1 protein-coding gene is annotated in these 556 nt (G+C 57.6%); it reads left to right on the top strand.

The genetic code is table 11. The features are described 5' to 3' along the window. The coding region (locus HA050_RS21740) for a phage late control D family protein (protein WP_205836562.1) at nucleotides 1–556 on the top strand (556 nt) is incomplete at both ends.

Genomic DNA, 556 nt, shown 5'->3' with positions numbered 1-556 from the left:
TGGATTTCAAACTCTCCGGCACGCATGGCCCGCGCTCTTACTGCTTACAATACCGTGAATCCGATTTCGATTTTCTGACGCGATTATTAGCCGAGGAAGGCTTGGCGTGGCGATTCGAACATCTGCCGGGCGATAATCCACAGGTTCAGCTGGTGATCTTTGACGATGCCTTTGCACTGCCAGAAGCCCAGGAAATGCAGGTGCGCTTTCACCGCGCCGATGCCACGGAAGAATCTGACGCGCTCACCGAGTGGAACAGTCAGCGCCAGGTAGGCAGCAGCTCGGTGTCACTCGCCAGCTTTGATTACAAAGCCACCAGCACCAGCCAAAGCTTTGATGAAAGCCGTATCGACCAGGGCGATGGCGGCCAGCAGCTGCAGGCCAGCTTCGAAGATTACGACCCGCAGGCCCTCTATTACGCCAGCGATTCAGAAGGCCTAAGCCACTACGCCCAATTGCGTCAGCAGGCTGCAGACGCGCAAAAGAAATCCTTTAGCGGCTCCGGCACCTTGCGTGCCTTGCAGGCAGGGCAGTGGTTCCGGCTGGAAGACCACCC

The organism is Iodobacter violaceini, from assembly GCF_011601265.1.
GTDB classification, from domain to species: Bacteria; Pseudomonadota; Gammaproteobacteria; order Burkholderiales; family Chitinibacteraceae; genus Iodobacter; species Iodobacter violaceini.
Note: the sequence above shows the minus strand (reverse complement) of the source record. Positions and strands in the feature narration are given on the sequence as shown.